The organism is Flavobacterium sp., from assembly GCF_044361015.1.
Taxonomy (GTDB): Bacteria; Bacteroidota; Bacteroidia; order Flavobacteriales; family Flavobacteriaceae; genus Flavobacterium.
Map to the genome: position 1 here is coordinate 1 of NZ_JBIKJL010000001.1, position 15,300 is coordinate 15,300.

Genomic DNA, 15,300 nt, shown 5'->3' on the forward strand with positions numbered 1-15,300 from the left:
CTGACATTTCGGTTGTGATTTGAAATTCTAAACCTTTATAGAATACTTTTAGTTCTTTATATTTATTGTTCCAAACAGCGTACTCGCCAACACCTTTAATTTCATCAAACGAAAGTCCTTTTGCCATATCGCTTGCCATTCCTTTCGCCATATTGGCTAGCGAAGCATCGACTTTTCCTTGTTGTTGCATTTCGTTTGCTTTTTCACTCATCGCTTTATTGGCATTGGCAAGTTCTTCGGCAGTTGGTGTATGATAATTGAATTTGAATTCTTTCAAAGTGGTGTTTTTTACCCAAGAAAGTTGAATGAAATCAGCTGTTGGAATATCCATCATTTCGCTGTTCATTGGATTTTTGATTTGCTTGTTTCTTCCTTTTTTCCATCGATAGGAAACCGAATGTGTAGCAGGACTTTTTAATACTTGATTATAGTCTTTTTCGGCCTCTGTTGAGGTATAACCCGAAACTTCTGAAGCCATTTCTAAGGTTAACAATTGATCTAATTTTCCATTAAATTCATCGGCAGATTTGCCAACAACTTCATCAATAGCTTGGTTGGCTTGACTTTCGAGATTTTCTTTTTTATCGCCAGTACAGGTAAAAGCAAAAAGGAAAATGCTTAGTAAGGATAGGAGTGCTGTTTTCATTTGATTAAAGTTTTGTAATTTTGAAATTATAATAACCCGCACCACCAGTAAAAATAGTTGCACCATCTGCAACAAAATCTATTCTAATATTTTTATTAAATTCGATGTTGTCAAGGCGATATATTTCTTTTTTCTTTCCATAATCTATATTGGCTCCAATTTGTCGGTTTTTGGCGTGAATATATACTTCAAGTTCATATTTAATAGCTGGATTTGTTAAATCAGCGTTTGGAATGATAAACTCTCTAAAAAATTCTGGGCTATTTGGAAAGGTGTAACTATCCGTTTTGATAACTTTAGTACCGTTTTCAGTTTGATTAAAAACATCCGAAGGTTTGTTGCCAAAATTTTGTACTTGTTCTCTGCCAGATGTTGTAACTTTAAATAATTTGAAACCCCAAAAGCCATAGATATTTTCTTTGTATGCTTCTATGTTTACAGATGAAACAATAAACTTTGTAGTACCTGAATTAGTTGTTGCAGTAGTACTCGTAGTCACCACAACCTTATTATTCTTAACATTTTTTGTCCCGTTCCAATTTCCATCAGTCATGGCTGCTGTCCAACCCCATTTTCCTTTGAACGTGTTTCCTTCAAAATCAAATTCAAAATGACCTGTTTTTTTGGTGGTATTGTTGTAGAAAGTTCCTTTTAATTTTCTGGTTTGTGTATTGTAAATGCCATCAACTGTGCCAACATTTTTATAGGTTCCAGTTACTTTGTTTCCTACTTGTTGTAGTATTAAATTGCCATCGGTAGTATTCCATAAACCATTAAAAACGGCGGTTTTAGTATCTGTTGGCGAAGTATTATTCGCTTTTGTTCCATCCCAAAGCCATTTGGCATCAAAATCAAACTTCATTTGAAAAATAGCATCATTAGTAATGTCATTTAAAGTGATGTTGTTATCGTAATTAAAATGACCTCTTATGTCTTTGCTACTCGTTGTCTTTTCAAAATAAAACTTTCCTCTATCGGCACCATTATGAAACAATCCACAAAGTCGTGAACCACCATTGAATTTTTTTTCGACAGCTAGGATTGTGCCACCATTAGCATAATCACCATAAATAAATCCATTTTCGGTAACTAGTTTTAAATCACCATATTTTGTGCTAAATGTTCCTGTCCATTCTTGTGCAAAAACGCACAGTTGTGTTAAAAAAATAAGGACGAATGTGCTATACAATTTTTTCATTTTTTAATGTTTTTTAGTTATTATAATTTTATAAATTCTACTCTTCTGTTTTCTGCCTTTTCTGATGCAGTAGCGTTTTTGTTGAGTGGTTGGCTTTCGCCTTTTCCATCCGTTTCTATTCTTGAACCATCAATACCATAGAAGCTCGACAACGCTGTTTTTACTGCTGCAGCTCTTTTTTGAGATAAAGCTAAATTGGCAGTATCAGCACCATCACTATCAGTATGACCAATTATTTTTACTCTAACTATTGGGTTTTCTTGTAATGTAGTTGCCATTTCTTTTAGCACGGTTCCGCTTTCGGGCTTGATATTATCACTGTTCACGTCAAATAAAATTCCGTTGGTTACAAATCTTCCTTCGGTAATAAGTTTATTTCGATTATCAGCACCAGCAACTGCGAAACGAATGTTAGTTAAGTAAACTTCACATTCTTCAAAAAAACTTCTAAAAAAGGCAAAATCATAGGTGTTTTTATCTGCAAAAAATCTGGGAACGTCAAACAACTTGTCTTCATTTACATAAACCCGAAGGCGTCCCTCTTGCCTCCAAACAGATACTTTTGCAAAATTTTGGTCATTTCTGGCGTCCCATTGCGGCATTTTTACACTATTATTGATTTCAGTTCCAGATATTGGATTTACATAAATTGAAGCTTCACCAGCGCCAGGATGCAAATAGACAATAGAGTTGCCTTTGCTGAAAAACATATCTAGCATCAAATTATCGGGTACGGTACTAAAATTGAGCCCAAAACCCGAATAATTATTTGTTGGATCTTTATCTATACCTATTTCAAATTCTAACGTGAAGTTATCTGGAAGCTTTTTAATGTTATCCGGAACAAAAGCACCATTTTTGGTCATATTGAGCCATTTTTCGTTTTTCTCATCAACATTTACTATTTCTCCGCTAGCATTGGTGTTGAATTCCATTGGAAAATCGCCAACGGCTAGTCGTTCAAAATTGTCGAAATACAATTGTTTTTCACCTGCAACGAAATCAAATTTCGAGTTGGATTTAACTGATTTTGAAGCTTTAGTTGGATTATTTTCCTGACTTTGTTGTTGATTTTGTTCTTGGTTTTCCGATTGGTTTTCTTTTTGCGGTTCGTCGGTTTTCTTTTTCTTATCTTTTTTCTTAAAGATATTATCAATTTTATCCTCAACCTTATTTAGAGCGCCATCTACTGTTTGGTCACCTTTTTGCTCGCCTCGTTGATAGGTTTTGTCTTTGGCATTTTTAAGAACTTTTTCTCCCACTGTTTCTTGTGAATAACTGGTTACTGTCGTAAAAATTAGCAACATCATGGTAATGAGTGTTTTCATAATGGTATTGTTTTTTAGTTGTTAATTACAATTCGTTTTTAGTTTAGTGCTAAGAAGAAAAAAAAGTAAACATCGATCTAAAAAAATTATTTTTACATTGATAAATGTTTACTTTTGATTAAATACTTGCACTAATGGGTAAACCAAATCATCTGTTGATTATTGAAAAGCTTAAAAAAGGCGATGAAAAAACCATTCATTCTATTTATGTAGAAAATAAAAATGGGTTTTCTCTTTTTGCAGCACGATACAATTTACCGGCTGATGATGTGCTTGACACTTACCAGGACAGTATTATTGCCTTGTGCGAAAATGCCAAAAAAGGAACGATTGATACTTTAGAAAGCAGTATATCAACTTATCTTTTTTCGATTGGTAAATACATGATTTACAAAAAATTAAAATCGAAAAATAAAGCGGTTTCTATAGATTATGATGCACAGTTGACACAAGTAATTGAAGATAATGAGGAAGACGAAAACGATAATGAAATGATACTTTTACAAAATAATTTTAAAAAATTAGGAGAGCAATGTCAAAAAGTTTTACGCCTATTTTATTATGAAGAAAAAAAACTAGATGCCATTCAAATCGAATTAAATTATACCAATAAAGACGTTTTAAAAAGTCAAAAATCACGTTGCTTGAAGCAATTGAAAGATTTGATAAAGAAATAAAAAATGGATAAAGAAACACTTATAAGCAACTATTTTGAAAAAACGCTTTCCACAGAAGAGCAAATACAATTTGATTTTTTGATGGAAACCGATGCTGATTTCGCTAAAGAAGTTGCCTTTCAAAAAAAGGTAAAAAGAGCAATTACCTCAGCTGAAAGAACAGCATTAAAGAAAAAACTACAAGCATTTGAAGAAACAAAACCCAAAGTAAAATCCTTCAAAGTTTGGTATGCTGCAGCATGTATTGTTTTGATTTGCGGTTTAGGATTTTATTTTACACAACAATCAACTACAACTATTTATGACGATTATTACCAATCTTATCCTAATGTTGTAGCACCAACGGTTCGTGGAGAAAATAGCAATGACATCAAATCAGAAGCTTTTTTTGAATATGATAACGGAAATTATGCCAAAGCGCTCGAATTATTTTCTAAAATTTATGATGTAGAACAAGATGATTACGCCTTGTTTTACAAAGGATTATCTTTGATGGAGCTACAGAAAACTAAAGACGCGATTGCAACTTTTAATCAATTTGACGTAAAGAAAAACAACAGTTTTACGCCTTTTGTAAAATGGTATTTGGCGCTATCATACATAAAAGAAAATCAGCTAGAAAATGCCATTCCGTTATTGAAATCACTTTCTGAAACGGAAAACCAGCAACAAGAAATGGCGAAAAAATTATTGTCTGAATTGGAGTAATTTTTTTCTGAAAACAAATCCAAGAATAACGATTAAAATTCCTCCAGCAAGAACAATCCAAACCCAATTATTTATTGGATTTGCTATAGGTGAAACATCGCCATTTACAACAAATCCTGCCCAATAAAACGGATGTTGCTTCATAGGATTGTTTGCCAAAAATTGTTTTTTAGCGTTTGCTAAGGCTTTGTCTTTTGGTTGCCCTTCTTTTAAATTTTTATAAAAAGAAACAATAATCTCCGAAGTTTCTTTGTCTGGAACTTGCCACAAACTATATACAGACGATTGTACACCTGCATAGGTTAATGCACGTGACAAACTCATTATGCCTTCACCCGATTTTAAATTTCCGTTTCCAGTATCGCATGCGCTTAAAACAACCATTTTTGCTGGAAAATTAAGTTGGTACAATTCGTTGAAAAACACTTTTTGATTGTTTGTAAAAACCAAAGACGATTGATTGTAATCATTTTCCATAAGGGAATGCATGGCCAAATGATGAAAATTGTATAAGGTAGTCGATTGCAAAAAATTGGCACGTGTCGCTTTTTCGTTCAAAAATAATTCTCCTTCAAATAATTCACTCACGGCTTTAGCTTCATTTTTGGCTTCGATCAAATCAAACAAATTGCCCCTTCGTAGACCTCTACTTTGATTCGCTGTTGGAATTTTTGAATAATTGGGTGCAAAAGATACAAATCGGTTCGAGTCGACTCCGTTCATTTTTTTTTGCAAAAAATTCCATAATTTGATGGAATAGGCATAACTAACTAAATGATATTCTGCCACCCATTTGCGGTTTCTGTCTTGTAAACTTTCGAAGGAAATTCTGTTTAAAAAATCTTCCGGAATGATAATAAGCGACGCGTCCAATCGATTTTTTAAAATGGGTTGAAGTAGCTTTTCATGTAATTTCCCAGCACTTTCTATGTAATCATTTGTAATTAAACGAATGCTTTTTAGATTTTGCTCGACCAATAATTTTAAAGATTGAGTTGTTGATAAATAGGTTAATCCGACGGTGTTTTTGTCTATGATAAAAGCAAACGTTTTGGCATCCGTAACCACGTATTTAATCATCAATTGATTGTTTTTCAACTGATTTTGAATCTCATTCACATCAAAATTATTTGATTTAAATTGCTGATATGACGGGTCGAATTTATTTATTACATTACGTTTTTGCTCAATTTCCCTATCGATAGCTAATAAGCTTTTGTCCAACTCTCCTTTTTGAACTTTGGATTCTTTGGTTTCTAACAAACTGTTTTTTTCAAATACCAATTGGTTGTATTCCTGAATCAAAGCTGGCGGAACTTTTAGATTTTGACTGTTTTTGGATTCGAAAATATTCCATAAATGCTGCGATGAATTATTTTCAATTCGATTTAAAATAGCTTTAATTTTCTTGATGTCGTTCGGATTGATTAGCAATTGCGTTTGCAAAAGTCCTGAAGCAATTTCTTTATTAAATTCGTTCAAACGATAGTTGTATTTTCCTTTTTGATAAAATTCGCTGAACATGTCTGAAACAATAAAATACAGATTATTTGCAGTAATTAAATCGTCTGTACTTTTGTTCTTTTCATAGCTTTTATAGTATATGTTTGCTGTATTTAAAACATTTCTAATAAAAACATCGCTGTTGAACTTTTTGAAATCAGCGTATTTTAAACTTTTTAAATTCTTGAGTGTTTTTTGTTTCGCTAATAACTTTTGATACGACTTTAAAAAGATAGTCTTCGACTCATTGTCTTGATTTAAATTATGATGCAACGTGGCTTCCAACACTTCAATCGTAAAACGTGAAGCATTGAAAAAAGGCTCTTTTATTTTTTTGGATTCCTCAATGATGGCGAATGCTTCTTTATATTTTTTATATCGCGCATAAGCATTGGCTAGTTTTAAACAGGCAACCAATTCATCGTGTTTGGATTCACTTTTGCGCGCTATTTGAAGTGTTTTTAAGTTGAATTCGATGTGATTTTTGCTGTTCACAGCATCGTCGACTGCTTTGGAAAAATACACCTCTTCATATGCATACCGACTGAGCAACAAAGTATTATCCTTCTTTTTTCGGTCATTCAGATATTTATCAAAAACTAAAGCTATCGAATCAAGGTATTTTTTAGCTTCGGTTTCCTTTTGGTCTAAAAGATTCATTCTAAGATTGGATAAATAAAGCAGCGATCTAAAATGCAAATTCCAATTTTGCAGCGTTCCGACATCGGTTGTTGCAAATTCTTTGCGTTTGAACCACTTGTAAAAATTTTGATTTAGATAGGTTAAAATTTCCCTTGCTTTGGTTTCATCTCCATACTTCAAACTTTCCCAAATAGTGTTATTAGCCGAATTAACTACGTAAGCCTTATCTGCTCTATCCGATTTAATGTGAAGCGCTAAGCTTTTGGAATAGTGATGTAAAGATTGGTTGTAAAAGTGCAAATTAGAATACGATACTGCCAAAAGATTGTGAACATATCCCAATTCTTCATACTCTGTAGGTGCCAATTTATAAATGGATTTTAGTGCTTTTTCTAAGGAAACAATCGATTGCTCGTAGTTTCTCATGCGCCTTTGAACATCGCCAATGTCAATCAGAGAAAGGTATAAATTGGCATCTACTGGAAGGTTTTTTAAAGTATAATCATAACATAGTTTTAAGTATTTGAGTGCTTCGTCCCAATCATCTAAACAATATGACAATTCTAAATAAGTGTTACTGATTAATTTTTTGTTTTGAGGAGTTGGTTTTAATTTTGAATGAAATGGAATGACTTGCTTAAAATAAAGTGCCGCTTGTTCATCATTTCCTTTATTTACCTCATTTAACGCTTTACAGTAAAAATAATTTGCCGAATAAAGAGCTGAATTCTTGTCGTTTTGGTTGTTCAACAATTGTTCCCAAATACGAATTGATTCGTCGAATTTTTGAATATTGGTCAGTGAATCTGCTTTTTTTTGCAACAACTGATTTGCAATATTTTGACCGTAAAAAACAACGGGTACGACTAAAAATAGAATACAAAGTTTTTTCATTTTTAGCTATGATTTAACTTATTGGTGTTCGTTTCACTAAAAAGTAAACATTTATGCTATAAAAGTAAACATTGTTTTCGGATTCTTAAAACAGCAATAATTATCTTTGTAAAAAAAACAATGAAAATCTACCCTATAGAAGCAGGTAATTTTAAACTCGATGGTGGCGCTATGTTTGGTGTGGTGCCCAAAACTATTTGGAATAAAACCAATCCCGCAGACGAAAACAACCTCATCGATATTGCTGCCCGCTGTTTATTAATTGAAGAAGGAAAGCGATTGATTTTGATCGATACTGGAATGGGAAGTAAACAATCGGATAAGTTTTTTGGTTATTATTCACTTTGGGGGGAACATTCTTTAGATAAATCTCTGGCTAGCTATGGTTTTCATCGTGATGATGTGACGGATGTTTTTATGACGCATCTTCATTTTGACCACTGTGGAGGTAGCGTAAACTGGAACAAAGACCGCACAGGCTATGAAGTCGCTTTCAAAAATGCAAAATTTTGGACAAATGAAAATCATTGGGAATGGGCTACTAAACCCAATTCACGTGAAAAAGCTTCTTTTCTGCACGAGAATATCATTCCAATGCAAGAAAGTGGTCAGTTAAATTTTATTAAAAGACCCAACAGTGATTTTGGTTTTTCGGAAGAAATGGATTTCGGTATTTTTTATGCTGATGGTCATACTGAGAAGCAAATGCTTCCACATATCAAATACCAAGATAAAACCATTGTTTTTTGTGCCGATTTATTGCCAACTGCTGGACATTTGCCTTTGCCTTATGTGATGGGTTATGACACCCGACCACTGTTAACATTGGATGAAAAAGCTAAATTTATGAATATTGCTGCTGAAGATAATTACTACTTATTTTTAGAACATGATGCTCACAACGAAATCATCACTGTTGAAAAAACAGAAAAAGGCGTTCGCTTAAAAGAAGTTTTCAAATGTGAAGATGTCTTAAGATAGTGTTAATCTCCTAATTATACTTTAATAAAATTATATTTTTACCTCAAAATTTTCAAAATGAATCATTTAAAGTACATTGCTATTGTTGCCGTATCAGGTTTGCTATTAACCGGTTGCGGAACCTCAAAAAATATTTCTTACACACAAATTAGTCCGATTTCTGCAGAAACAGTTCCCTTAAAAAACAGTAAAATTACAGATGCGGAATTACTTCGCTGGAGTCATTTAGACTTGCTAAAGGATACTATTCCCGGAATGAGTGTAGATCGTGCCTATGAAGAATTATTAAAAAACAAAAATGGACAAAAAGTCATTGTTGCCGTAATTGATAGCGGCACCGATATTGAACACGAAGATTTAAAAGGTCGGGTTTGGACCAACCCAAAAGAAATTCACGGAAACGGAATCGACGATGACAAAAACGGTTATGTTGATGATATTCATGGTTGGAATTTTCTAGGAAACATTGTGAATGAAAATTTAGAGTTAGTTCGCATTCTGAAAAAAGGAGACGATGGCTCAGAAACATTTAAAAAAGCCCAAGAAAAATTTGAAGAAAAAGAACAGGAAGCTCTTCAGGGTAAACAACAGTTAGAGTTTATTCTAAATGCTGACAAAGCTTTGACAGAGCATTTAAAAAAGGAAAACTACACCCTTGAAGATGTCAAGTCTATATTAACAACAAACCCGACTTTAGGAAATTATAAGTTGTTGATGACACAAATTCTTTCCAATACACCACGCGAAGAATTTATCAAAGAATTAGATGCTTATCAAGAACAAATTTTTGATATGTTGAATTACAATTTAAAGATGGATTATGATGGTAGAAAAACCTTAGGTGATAATGCTGAAGATTTTTCAACAAAAAATTACGGCAACAATCAAGTTTGGGGTCCGGATAAAAAACATGCGTTGCACGGAACTCACGTTGCCGGAATCATTGCACAAGTGAGAGGTAACAATTTAGGAGGTGATGGTGTAGCAAGTAATGTGGAAATTATGGCTATTCGTGCCGTTCCAAACGGAGATGAATATGATAAAGATATTGCGTTGGCCATTCGTTATGCCGCTGATAATGGTGCAAAAGTCATTAATGGTAGTTTTGGAAAAGGATTTTCTCCTCAAAAAGAATGGGTATACGAAGCCATCAAATATGCTGCTAGTAAAGACGTGCTTTTTGTGCATGCAGCCGGAAACGATGCAGAGGATCTGAATGTTGTTGAAAGTTATCCAAACGACCGTGAAGGTGAGGCAGAAATCGCGTCAAATTTTATCAAAATTGGTGCATTAAATTATGAATATAGTACACGATTAGTAGCTGATTTTTCTAATTATGGCAAAAAAGATGTGGATGTTTTTGCTCCTGGGGTTAAAATCTATGCTACGGTTCCCAATAATGAATTCAAATATGAACAAGGAACTTCAATGGCTTCGCCAAATGCTGCAGGAGTTGCCGCGTTGATTCGTTCGTATTATCCTAATTTAACGGCTGCTCAAGTAAAACAAATCATGATGGAAAGTGGTGTGGCAATACCAAAAACAGTAGTCGTTGGTAGTGATGCATCCAATAAAATTCCCTTTAACGAATTATCTGTAACCGGAAAAATTGTGAATGCCTACAATGCCCTATTAATAGCTGATAAAATGTCAAAATAAATTCTATGAAAAAAATTGCGTTCTTAATAACATTATCTATTGCTAACATTCTTTCTGCGCAAAACAATCCAAATCCGGGTTATTGGCAACAACAAGCTGATTACAAAATGGAGGTTTGGATGGATGTTAAGTCATTTCAATATACCGGAACTCAAATTCTAGAATACACCAATAACTCCAATGATACTTTGAAAAAAGTGTTTTTTCATTTATTCCCGAATGCTTTTCAACCGGGAAGTGAAATGGATATTCGATTGCAAACGATTACCGATCCTGACAAACGGATGATCAAAACATTCAAAGTTGAAGAAAAAGAAGTAAAAGAAAGTCGGATTTCTACTTTAAAACCGGATCAAATTGGGTATTTAGACATTAGAGACTTTAAGCAAGATGATCAAATTGCATCTGTCAAAGTTGTGGGAACCATTTTGGAAGTAACATTAGTAAAACCTATTTTGCCAAAATCGAAAACTACATTTTCTTTAGATTTTGATGGACAAGTTCCGGAACAAATTCGTCGTTCGGGAAGAAATAGTTCTGAAGGAGTCGCTTTGTCAATGACACAATGGTACCCAAAAATTTGTGAATTCGACTTTGAAGGTTGGCATGCTGATCCCTATATCGGAAGAGAATTTCACGGTGTTTGGGGAAATTATGATGTCAAAATTTCCATCGATAAAAACTATACCATTGGAGCTTCGGGCTATTTACAGAATAAAAATGAAATTGGTCATGGCTATCAAGATACCGGTATTGAAGTAAAACATTCAAAAAAAACCAAAAACTTGACCTGGCATTTTGTAGCACCAATGGTGCATGATTTTGCTTGGGGTGCCGACAACAATTTTATTCACGACAAAATCATTGGAGAAAATGGCGTTGAATTACATTTCCTCTACAAAAATGACCCTGAATACATTAAAAATTGGAAGGATATGCAGCCAAAAACGGCTGAATTATTATCCTTTTTCAATAAAGCTATCGGCACCTATCCGTACAAACAATATTCCGTCATTCAAGGCGGTGATGGAGGAATGGAATATGCCATGTGCACATTAATTACCGGAAAACGTTCGTTACCAAGTTTGGTAGGAGTTACCGCTCATGAAATGGCACATTCTTGGTTTCAACATATTTTAGCAACCAACGAAAGTAAACATGAATGGATGGATGAAGGATTTACTTCTTTCATTTCAGATTTAGCAATGACTGAAGTAATGCCTTCTAAAAACAAAAAAGACGATGAAAATCCGTTTTTAAGCAGCTACAATAATTATTTTTACATGGTTACTACCGGTAAAGAGCAGCCGCAATCCACACATGCTGACCGTTACGACGAAAACATGGTTTACGGTATTTCATCTTACAGCAAAGGAACCGTTTTTTTAACACAATTAGGTTATTTAATTGGTGCCGAAAACATGATGAAAACCTTAAAACGCTATTATCACGATTATAAATTTACCCATCCAACACCAAATGATTTTAAACGCACCGCAGAGCGTGTTTCCGGAGCTGTGTTAGACTGGTATTTAGTTGATTGGACCCAAACCACCAACACTATTGATTATGGTATTAAAAACATTGATGACAGCGGTAAAATCACTTTAGAACGCATCGGTAGAACACCTATGCCTTTGGATATTTTAGTAGTTTATGAAGATGATTCCATGGAAAGTTTTTATGTGCCAAATCCACTAATGCGTTTTGAAAAAGAAAATCCGTATCCGCAAATAAAAAGAACCGTTTTGAAAGACTGGGACTGGGCGTATCCAACCTATGAATTCTCGCTTTCGCAAGGAAAGGCCAAAATTAAATCGATGTTGATTGACCCAAGTGGCTTGATGGCTGATGTAAATAAGGAAAATAATTACTACGAAAAAGTAAGATAATTATTAAACAGAAATAGTATAGAAGGGTTGAAAAGATTTCAGCCCTTTTCCATTTAAAAAAGTGAGTGATTTTTATCTTTTAAAACTTAAAATCTCATAAGAATTAATTAGTAAATCCATTGCAATCTGAATTGCAAACTATTGGTTATTCCTGTTACTCCATTTTTATCTAAATTACTAACTCCATAGATAAATCCTGCCTTCCAATATTGAGTAGCCCACCAATTTAGACCTAAATTATAGCGATTATTGATTCCACCATTAATCGTTCTTGTTTGTAAATCGTTTCTACCAATTCGGGATACTATTTCCCAAGCACCATATTTCCCCGTTGGTTTTATTCTTCGAGCATAAGCTGCTTTCATATCATATGGGCGCTGTTCGCCACTCAAAACATAACTGCCTGTAACATAAAAACCACTAAACTGCTCTAATCCTGAAGTTGTTGTTGCTGTCCAGTTATGAACATATTCCATCAAAACAGAAAAATTTTCCAAACTCCACAATTGTTCAAAATTTAAATTCCATTGGTGTTTAGCTTCCATATTTCCAGTATCAACATAATTATCTGAAATATTTGATTCGTTTTTACCTTTGAGTCGAATCACTCCATTTTCAGCCTCCACATATCGGACGCCAATTCCCATGTGCATAAATGTTTTCCCTTCATTTTCCCATTTAGGCAAACCTGTAACTCTTGCAGTAAATGTAGTTGCCCCTTCATCAAGATCTTTATCATTTCCTGGCCACTGATTAAAAACCCCTGCAGAAATGGTCATCCGGTCTTTCATTAAAAAATGGCGGTAAATTATTCCGTTATTTCTACTGTTAAAAAACGGATTCAAGAGTCTTTCAAAATGAGGTAAATTGGCAGCATCACCTACCATCTCATATACAAACGTTTCTTTTTGTTTTCCCACATGAAGTTCCGAATGTTCCCCAATGGGAATAATCAATTTAATATCTGTAAAGCCAAATGCAGCTTGGTCTTCTTTTCTATCTAGTCCTCTGTATTCATAACTAAGTAAATAACTCCATTTCTTTTTAAAGTTGATTTTTCCTCGAAGCATAACCCTTGCGCTTCTTATATCCCATCGGCTTTCTTGGGGGCCTACTTGATTTTCGCTGTCATTGTCTTGATAAATTGCATTGTAATCTAAAATGGGGGCAAACCCAAGTTTAGCAGAAAACCATTTGTTTCTGGTTTTTGACCATCTCATTTCTTTATGCGAAACATCGGGAATAAAATACGATTTTGTTGAATCCGCTAATACTTGTGTTTGGGTATCATCTACATAATCGGTATGTTGAGCAATTGCAGTGGAGTTACAAAATAAAAAAACAAATGTTAGAAATAAAATTAAATTAAATTTTTGACTTAATAATTGCATCGTGTTTTTGTTTAAAAAGGTTTAAAAAAAGAATTACTTTCCAAAATATTCTGATAGAATAAAACAAAACTGGTTGTTTTCAAATGTTTTTAATTTCATGATTTTATCAGCATACTTTTAGAATTAAAGGAATAAAATTAAGAAAAAAACCTTTACTTATAAATTTCAATGATTTTTTTTCCATTTATATCAATAGCAGCCCGATACATTCCTGCGGTATTGAATTCCATCACAATATTTCCCTCTTTATCAATGGCAATAATTCCGCCATCACCGCCCATTTCAGGCACTTTTTTCTGAATGGTTTCTTTTGCAGCTTCACCTAAAGTAACCTTTTTATATTGCATTTGAGCGGCAATGTCATAGGCTACCACATTTCGAATAAAAAACTCACCCCATCCCGTAGCTGAAACTCCGCAAGTAGCATTATCAGCATATGTTCCGGCTCCAATAATAGGAGCATCACCCACTCGCCCATATCTTTTGTTTGTCATTCCACCGGTAGATGTTCCGGCGGCTATGTTTCCTTTTTTATCTAAAGCTACACAACCTACCGTACCAAATTTTTGATTTTTTATCAAAAGATCATAATTTATGGCAGCTGCATGATCTAACTCTATTTTCTCTCGTTCTTTTGCTTTTTGCAAACCTTCCCATCTTTTTTCTGTGAAGAAATAAGACGGATCTACTAATTCTATTCCGTTTTGCTCGGCAAATTTTTCCGCACCCAGACCAACCATCATCACGTGTTCAGAAACTTCCATAATGGCTCTTGCCAAGGTAATCGGATTTTTTACACGGGTAACACTGGCAACTGAACCGGCAGCTTTTGATTTACCGTCCATAATTGAAGCATCCAATTCATTTTTCCCTTCGTTGGTAAAAACAGCACCTTTTCCCGCATTGAACAGTGGTGAATCTTCTAAAATCATGATGGCTTGTGTGACAGCATCTAAACTGGTTCCTCCGTTTTTAAGAATTTCATAACCTTTGGAAACGGCTAGATCTAACACACGATTGTACTCCGCTTCCAAAGAATCCGACATGTTTTCCTTTAAAATGGTTCCGGCTCCCCCGTGAATGACGATGCAGAATTTTTCTGAAGGTGTGGTTGCAATTTCAGTTGCTTTTTCTTTTTTGTCACAACTTGTGCATAAAATAGCTACTACTATTGTAAACAGTGGAAAATTTTTCATTGCTTGTCCAAATTATATTTCACTAAAGATAGAAAAAAAATGAATTTATACCATTTAATTTCTTCTGATTACCTTTGCTGTTGAAACTTAAAAAGTCCAATGTCGTTCACTTATCCCAAACACGAAAAAATTAAGAGTCAAAAGCATATTGATTTGCTTTTTTCTGAAGGAAAATCGGTTTCCAAATATCCGTTGCGGTTGGTTTACGTTCCTGTAGAATTAGAAGATGAGGAAAAAATTAAATTTGGAATTTCGGTTTCTAAAAAACATTTTAAACTTGCTGTTGATAGAAACTATTATAAACGCCTGCTTCGTGAATGTTATCGATTAAATAAACATCTTTTATTAGAAAATTTAGATAAACCATATGCTATTATGTTATTCTACCAAACAAAAGATGAGATGCCTTTTGAGGAAATGAATGAAAAAACAATTTTGCTTTTTGAAAAATTTATTAAAGAAATAAAATCCACCTAATGTTTGGCTTGTTATTTGTGCTTTCAATTATTCGAAAAAGGGTTTAACGTATTATCAACTGTTTATCTCAATTTAATACTTAATTTAGTTGCCCTATTCTTTTTGTAA

12 protein-coding genes are annotated in these 15,300 nt (G+C 33.8%); 6 read left to right on the forward strand and 6 right to left on the reverse strand.

Annotated elements, in window-relative coordinates; all coding sequences use genetic code 11:
- From ACIQ2Z_RS00005 to ACIQ2Z_RS00015, 3 genes are all read right to left on the reverse strand, one after another.
- The coding region (locus ACIQ2Z_RS00005; protein ID WP_396182127.1) for a hypothetical protein at window positions 1-646 on the reverse strand (646 nt) is incomplete at its 3' end.
- Window positions 647-650: 4 nt separating this feature from the next.
- Window positions 651-1,844, reverse strand: a complete 1,194-nt coding sequence (locus ACIQ2Z_RS00010) for a hypothetical protein (RefSeq protein WP_396182128.1) — start codon at window positions 1,842-1,844, stop codon at window positions 651-653.
- 20 nt (window positions 1,845-1,864) lie between these two features.
- Window positions 1,865-3,172, reverse strand: a complete 1,308-nt coding sequence (locus tag ACIQ2Z_RS00015) for an OmpA family protein (RefSeq protein ID WP_396182129.1) — start codon at window positions 3,170-3,172, stop codon at window positions 1,865-1,867.
- A gap of 134 nt (window positions 3,173-3,306) precedes the next feature.
- On the opposite strand from ACIQ2Z_RS00015, the gene ACIQ2Z_RS00020 reads away from it, so the two are divergent.
- On the forward strand, window positions 3,307-3,849 hold the full coding sequence (locus ACIQ2Z_RS00020) for a sigma-70 family RNA polymerase sigma factor (protein WP_396182130.1): 543 nt from the start codon (window positions 3,307-3,309) through the stop codon (window positions 3,847-3,849).
- 3 nt (window positions 3,850-3,852) lie between these two features.
- On the forward strand, window positions 3,853-4,557 hold the full coding sequence (locus ACIQ2Z_RS00025) for a tol-pal system YbgF family protein (RefSeq protein ID WP_396182131.1): 705 nt from the start codon (window positions 3,853-3,855) through the stop codon (window positions 4,555-4,557).
- Here the strand turns inward: ACIQ2Z_RS00025 and ACIQ2Z_RS00030 are convergent.
- A complete protein-coding gene (locus ACIQ2Z_RS00030) occupies window positions 4,537-7,596 on the reverse strand; it encodes a CHAT domain-containing protein (protein WP_396182132.1) in 3,060 nt (1,019 codons plus the stop codon). The two genes, ACIQ2Z_RS00025 and ACIQ2Z_RS00030, sit on opposite strands and share 21 nt — an antisense overlap.
- Window positions 7,597-7,716: 120 nt before the next feature.
- On the opposite strand from ACIQ2Z_RS00030, the gene ACIQ2Z_RS00035 reads away from it, so the two are divergent.
- Genes ACIQ2Z_RS00035 through ACIQ2Z_RS00045 form a run of 3 tightly spaced genes read left to right on the forward strand, consistent with a single transcriptional unit; the run spans window position 7,717 to window position 12,128 of the window.
- Window positions 7,717-8,577: an MBL fold metallo-hydrolase gene (locus ACIQ2Z_RS00035; protein WP_396182133.1), complete on the forward strand. Its 861-nt coding sequence runs from the start codon at window positions 7,717-7,719 to the stop codon at window positions 8,575-8,577.
- A gap of 57 nt (window positions 8,578-8,634) precedes the next feature.
- Window positions 8,635-10,236: a S8 family peptidase gene (locus tag ACIQ2Z_RS00040; RefSeq protein ID WP_396182134.1), complete on the forward strand. Its 1,602-nt coding sequence runs from the start codon at window positions 8,635-8,637 to the stop codon at window positions 10,234-10,236.
- A 5-nt stretch (window positions 10,237-10,241) separates the two neighbouring features.
- Window positions 10,242-12,128, forward strand: a complete 1,887-nt coding sequence (locus ACIQ2Z_RS00045) for a M1 family metallopeptidase (RefSeq protein ID WP_396182135.1) — start codon at window positions 10,242-10,244, stop codon at window positions 12,126-12,128.
- A 107-nt stretch (window positions 12,129-12,235) separates the two neighbouring features.
- Here the strand turns inward: ACIQ2Z_RS00045 and ACIQ2Z_RS00050 are convergent, their stop codons facing one another.
- Window positions 12,236-13,519: a porin gene (locus tag ACIQ2Z_RS00050; protein ID WP_396182136.1), complete on the reverse strand. Its 1,284-nt coding sequence runs from the start codon at window positions 13,517-13,519 to the stop codon at window positions 12,236-12,238.
- A gap of 152 nt (window positions 13,520-13,671) precedes the next feature.
- Window positions 13,672-14,715, reverse strand: coding sequence for an isoaspartyl peptidase/L-asparaginase family protein (locus tag ACIQ2Z_RS00055; protein WP_396182137.1), 1,044 nt, complete (start codon window positions 14,713-14,715; stop codon window positions 13,672-13,674).
- Between the two features lie 99 nt (window positions 14,716-14,814).
- Here ACIQ2Z_RS00055 and rnpA point away from each other — a divergent pair, with 99 nt between their 5' ends.
- Window positions 14,815-15,192 carry a ribonuclease P protein component gene (gene rnpA / locus ACIQ2Z_RS00060; protein ID WP_396182138.1) on the forward strand — a complete coding sequence of 126 codons (378 nt, stop codon included), beginning with the start codon at window positions 14,815-14,817 and terminating at the stop codon, window positions 15,190-15,192.
- Window positions 15,193-15,300: the final 108 nt, after the last annotated feature.